The sequence below is a fragment of the Paracerasibacillus soli genome, from assembly GCF_042432965.1.
Classification (GTDB): Bacteria; Bacillota; Bacilli; order Bacillales; family Amphibacillaceae; genus Paracerasibacillus; species Paracerasibacillus soli.
Genome location: NZ_JBHLWL010000046.1, coordinates 2,080 through 7,087, shown reverse-complemented (window position 1 = coordinate 7,087; position 5,008 = coordinate 2,080). Strand labels below are relative to the sequence as shown.

Below are 5,008 nucleotides of genomic sequence, written 5' to 3'. Positions count from 1 at the left end.
TCAAACTCTCCAAAAAAGTTTGTTGTTTCTTAGCTATAAATAAGAAAAACGAGGTTGTTTTTCTTCAAAGTTTTTGATTCAAGCACTTAGCAACTAAGTTACTAAAAGCACCTTTACCATTTATTTCGAATACTGGTCGTTCTGTTCAGTTTTCAAAGAGCAAATGATATCACGTTTTTCGCGACAACTTTTAAATTATATCACACTCTAAATTAAAAGTAAACAACTTTTTTCTAAGTTATTTAGTTAATTTGTCGACTACCAAAAAGCGACTTTATTAATATAGCACATTATAAAACTTTAAGTCAATCCTTTTTTTCACTTTTTTTCAACCTCTATACATAATGATAGATATTAGAGTCAATACCTTCTAGATTATAATCACAAATGGATAAAAACATATGAAAAAGTATTGAAATAGATTTTACTTGAACCAATTTGAACCACTATGATGGATGTTAGTTGCATATATTTTATTAATATACTCCAATACTTTGTAAAATCACTGTACATTTAAAGTCTTTTATCATGGAGTTCTTCAAGTAAATCACCCATTTGAAGTACACTAAGTCACAATTTAATCCAAATCGTATTTTCTGAGAGTGTAATCTAAACTGTGTAAGTAGAAGTGCGTACGGCTTCTATTTATCAGTTTAGATTTTTTTATTTCAACCATAATAGTAATAGATGGAATTGGAGGAATTTAAATGGCAAAAATTAAGCGTGATTTCAAATCTGTTAACTTAGCGAATAAAATTATTGAAGAATACCAACCTAAATCGGTAGAAGATATGCAAAATGCCTTTAAGGATATCTTTGGGCCTATGTTAGAAGCGATGTTAAAAGGTGAATTGAATCACCATTTGGGCTATGAATCTAATGATAAAAGTGAAAAGGATATCACCAATAGAAGAAATGGGATGGCAAGAAAACATTACGTACGAGTTCTGGAGAAGTGGAAATTGCTACTCCACGTGACCGTGATGGATCATTTGAGCCGCAACTTATTCCCAAGCGCCAAAGGGACGTTTCAGCTATTGAGGACAAAGTAATTTCTATGTATGCTAAAGGCATGTCTCAGCGTGATATTGCCTCTACTGTTGAGGATATTTATGGTTTTTCTATTTCCCATGACATGATATCGGAAATCACGGATTCTGTAATACCTGAGTTAGAAGAGTGGCAGACTCGTCCATTAAGCAATTGCTATGCCTTTTTGTTTGTAGACTGCATGTTTACAACGATTAGAAATGAATATGAAACAAAGAAATATGCTGTTTACACATTCTTAGGTTATACGATGGAAGGTAAAAAGGATATTCTAGGCCTGTGGAGTAATGAAACGGAAAGTAAGCGCAAATGGATGCAAATCTTCGATGAAATTAAGGCACGTGGCGTTGAAGATATATTCTTTATTTCCATGGATGGAGTAAGTGGACTAGAAGAAGGTGCGCGTGCTATTTTCCCTAACGTTACCGTTCAACGATGCATGGTTCATTTAATACGTAATGCTATTAAATATGTACCAAGCAAGGATTACAAGGCGTTTACTGCCTCATTAAAGAAAGTTTATGGTGCACAAAGTCTTAAGGCAAGCCAAAGTGCATTTGAGTCATTTAAACAACAATGGTCAGCTTATCCAGGTGCCATTAATGTGTGAACAAGGAACTTTCATCATGTCGAACAGCTATTTGAGTATGGTAGTGCGATAAGAAAAATTATGTATACAACAAATGCAGTCGAGAGTATCCATTCTAGCTTTAGAAAGGTAACTAAAAAAGGCGCATTTCCTAACGAGAACGCGCTTTTCAAGATTCTATATTTACGAGTAAAAGAATTAGAGAAAAAGTGGGAAGATGGTCGCATTCAGAATTGGTCTATGATAATGAACCAATTCCTAGTTCATGAAGGACTAGAAGAAAGAGTACACAAGTATATTTAACTCAAAGATAAGCTTACGAATAATATACGCCATCATTGACTTTGCTTTTGTCCGTGTAGTGGTACTATTGCAGGATAGCTAAAAGAAAAACTTAAAAGCTCTCCTGCAACAAATGATAACACGGACAAATCGATTCCTAGTATTCGCTGGCGGGGTCCCGACCCCTTCCACCGAATACTAGGAATCGGGCGCTACAGTCAATGGTGGCTGGTTGAAACACCTTATATATGGCTCGCGCATACGACAGTAAGTGAGATTCACTTAAGGTTGGTTAGAGAAAATATCAATTAAATGTAATTAACTTACACACTTTATTTGACAAACCCAAGAAGGGCTTTTTTTATTTTGAAGATAAGGATACTAAATAATCAGTAGTATTTTATTGCACCTGATTATATAGAGATTTAAGACTTTCATAAAGGTCATTTTCCTTATCTAAAATCTTATAAATTCCATCAAAGGTTTTTATATAATCTTCGGAAACAGTATACCTGCGTACAAAGCTTTCAAAGTAAATATATAAGTCATATTCTTCATTACTTTCCTTGAATCTACCACCCTTGTAGAAACGAAGTTCATTATTAAGTAAAGTTGAAATTATATCATTATCATCTGTTTCATATTCTTCTATTTTTTTTGCCGATGTAAAAGGTTTTTCTATCCTAATATTAAGGATAGTTTTGTTCATATCTAAATCTTTAATGTCTATTTGTTTGTCTTTAGTAATTTGTTTTTCAACCATCGATTTAAATGTAGTAGGTAAGGAGAAAGATAAATTAAAAAACCGCATTATGATGAAAGAAAATATCAGAAACCCAGCTATTAGATAGCTAATTTTATGTTTCTTCAAACAACCACTCCACTTTTCTAAATGATTTTTTCTAACTATTATGTATTTTGTTATAGCTAATATTTTATTATTTGACAAATTACTTTTTAATTAGAAATATCCCCTCTTAAAAGAGGGGATAAGAAGTTTAAAGTTAGTTAGTATAGGAAACCCAAGTTCCATTCTTTAACTGTACTCTAATTACTTTGTATCCTTTTCCTGGATTAGACCTGTACCCTCTGCAAATTCACAAGAGTTTGAAGCTGATGGGAGCTTTATCCAATTCATCTGAATTTCCGCCTTTTGATGGTCTCCTGCAGCGAGTAACGAACGAACTCTTTCGAATTGTGATTCCGCCCCTTTGAAACTATCAATATTTCTTTTATTATTTTCTCGTTGGGTTGCTAGCCAAATAATGTCGACAATTCCTGTAACATTTGCAAACTGGGCCCATGAACTTCTTGAAACGTGGTATAACGTTACATAAAGCTACAACAGTACCATAGATTCCGGAGTAACCTTTTTAACCTTCCATACCTTCCCAAACCTGTCTGTGTAAATCCCGTAAAGTCTTGGCTTCAGATGCTGTCATAATTTTATTGCGTATTGTCATAAATAAACATCTCCCCTTATATTGTTTTTGATGTACATCTGTTAATAGAAAGAGTTAACAAATAGGAAAAACAAACCTTTAATCACTATTTTTATTTTTAATAGCAATCTTTTTAATTGTGTTAGATAGATTGTTAATCACCTTTTCTAGTTCCCCTAACTTTTTTTCAAATCGAGCAAATAAATAAAAGGTGATAGCTATTGGAAATCCAAAGTTACCTATAATAGATACCCAAATAGGTGCTTCGGTAGTTAACATGACATATCCCTCCATCTTTTTCTTTAAAAATAATATCCCTTAACTCTATATAGTGAAAAAGGTCTATGTAAATAAACTAAATAATTAAAATGCAGGTTTTCAAATGGGAACATTTGCCCCCACTTTATATATAATATAGATAGGTTAATCTCTTTTATATATAAAGTGGGGGTGTTCCTATGGGGGATAAAATGTAAAAATGAGGAAGTTTATAAAAGATAATAAGGAGGTTCTTCATCCTATTGTAAAAAGCTTTCTAGCGATAAAAAGTAACTATGAACTTGTCCAGAAGGCCGTTTTATTTCCAAGCGAAAAAAATAAGAGTGAAGTGGATGTTGCTTTTAAGAGTTATTATACGAAGTTAAAGCTAATCAAATATGTAAGTAAACTTATTTATTTTTACAGCATAGATTATGACAAAAGAATTAATAGGTTAAACAGCAGATATTTCTTAACACTTGATCAACCACTTTTATCAGAAGGTGATAATTGTATTTCGCAAGTGAAAAGTGAGCCATTTCGCAATCTAATTTTGAGCCACTTCTCCTGCGTTTGTTTTTAGCCATTCTTCAGTTTCTTTCATTCTGAAAGAAGGGCCATTCATATTTAACACATGGGACTTATGTGTCAATCGATTGGTTAATGCTGCGGTTAACACTGAATCGTGGAAGACCTCCTGCCATTTTAAAAATGACAGGTTGCTTGTAATTATCGTTGATTTTCTTCCAGCACGTAACGATAGGTGAGAAAATAATAATTCTGCACCTTCTTTATCAAATGAGATATAGCCAAGTTCATCGAGAATAACCAAGTCAAATTTTTCAAATTTTAATTCAAATGAACGCAGTGTTCTCTCAGAACGATGTTCTTTAAGCTGGTTAATTAACGGTATCGTTGCGAAAAACACTCTATATCCTGCTAAACAGGCTTCCATCCCTAATCCTATGGCAATATGCGACTTCTCCGTACCGGGTGATCCTGTAAGAATGACATTTTGGCCTTCTTTAATAAAATCCAATGATTTTAAATATGGTAGTTTTTGCTTTGTCTGATTTGGTAACGCCTCTACAACTAATTCTTCTAATAGCTTTTTCTGCGGGAAATTAGCCGCCCTGATTCTATTTTGTTTTGCACGTACAAAACGATCACTTTTCTCCTGTAAAAGTACCTGTAACAAAACTTCATAGGCTTGTTTCGGATTTTTAAAATCAGTTTCTTCCTGAACCATTCTCCGAATGCTTGGTAAACGCAATTCTTTGGCTCTTTGTCAAATAGTGTTGGTGGCTGAATTAAGGTCGCTAAAATATTAATGATTCGGGATCTGTTTATCCTGCCACTTAAGCGGCAGGATAAACAGATTCTTTTT

General features: G+C 33.4%; 3 protein-coding genes and 1 pseudogene. 1 reads left to right on the top strand and 3 read right to left on the bottom strand.

The genetic code is table 11. The annotated features are described in order from the left end of the window. Positions 1–707: 707 nt before the first annotated feature. Positions 708–1,942: pseudogene (locus ACFFIS_RS13310) on the top strand (IS256 family transposase). Between the two features lie 379 nt (positions 1,943–2,321). Here the strand turns inward: ACFFIS_RS13310 and ACFFIS_RS13305 are convergent. The 3 genes from ACFFIS_RS13305 to istB all read right to left on the bottom strand — a co-directional run bounded on the left by ACFFIS_RS13305 (position 2,322) and on the right by istB (position 4,894). Further along, complete coding sequence (locus ACFFIS_RS13305) at positions 2,322–2,792, bottom strand: hypothetical protein (protein WP_390187948.1); 471 nt, start codon at positions 2,790–2,792, stop codon at positions 2,322–2,324. 670 nt (positions 2,793–3,462) lie between these two features. Next, complete coding sequence (locus ACFFIS_RS13300; RefSeq protein ID WP_320378380.1) at positions 3,463–3,642, bottom strand: YvrJ family protein; 180 nt, start codon at positions 3,640–3,642, stop codon at positions 3,463–3,465. A gap of 526 nt (positions 3,643–4,168) precedes the next feature. Beyond that, positions 4,169–4,894 carry an IS21-like element helper ATPase IstB gene (istB, locus tag ACFFIS_RS13295; protein ID WP_320378379.1) on the bottom strand — a complete coding sequence of 242 codons (726 nt, stop codon included), beginning with the start codon at positions 4,892–4,894 and terminating at the stop codon, positions 4,169–4,171. Between the last annotated feature and the right edge of the window lie 114 nt (positions 4,895–5,008).

What these genes read in the sequence shown, in the direction of transcription:
- ACFFIS_RS13300 (WP_320378380.1), bottom strand. Translation starts at nt 3,642, where the DNA reads ATGTTAACTACCGAAGCACCTATTTGGGTATCTATTATAGGTAACTTT.